At 60.5% G+C, this 574-nt stretch carries 1 protein-coding gene; it reads left to right on the top strand.

Annotation, left to right across the window (positions count from 1 at the left end; all coding sequences use genetic code 11):
• Nucleotides 1–574 (top strand): hypothetical protein (locus D7X55_RS43850; RefSeq protein ID WP_158626499.1); only part of this gene is annotated, 574 nt, incomplete at both ends.

Below are 574 nucleotides of genomic sequence, written 5' to 3'. Positions count from 1 at the left end.
CCTCTCGTTTGAGCTGGCTTATGCCGACGATATGCGCCGCGCCAACTGTTTCCGCATTGGCGGCAAGATGGACAACGGCGAGATCGATTTTTCGCTGTATCAGTGGAATGAGTCCGAAGGCATCTGGGCCCCGCAAGCCACCCGGGAAGTAGAAGCCCACGCGTTGGACTGGATGCGCAAGCACGCCCCGGAGGACGCCAAGCAGAGCAGCGCGACCAGCTGCGTCAAGACGGCCATTCTCGAAATGATCCGCTTGCCTGGCATGAAGTTGCCTGAAAGCCAGCATCGGGCCATCGTGCCGCTGAAGGGCGGTTACCTGGAGATCCTCAAGGACGCCAACAAGAAGGCCTACATCGAATACCTGCCGGCCGACCCCAAACACGGGATCACTTCCTTGGTCCCAGCGAAGCTCAACCTCGACCAGGTGAGGTCCGGCCGCTACACCCCCAAGCCGTTGGACCCCAAGTCGCGGTGGGCCAAATATCTGGATCGCTTCATGCCGGACATGGCCGTGCGAGGGTTGCTTCAAGAAGCCATGGCGTCGTCGGTCATGCCGATGTGCCTGGAAAAAGCC

The sequence above is a fragment of the Corallococcus sp. AB049A genome, assembly GCF_003668885.1.
Taxonomy (GTDB): domain Bacteria; phylum Myxococcota; class Myxococcia; order Myxococcales; family Myxococcaceae; genus Corallococcus; species Corallococcus interemptor.
Note: the sequence above shows the minus strand (reverse complement) of the source record. Positions and strands in the feature narration are given on the sequence as shown.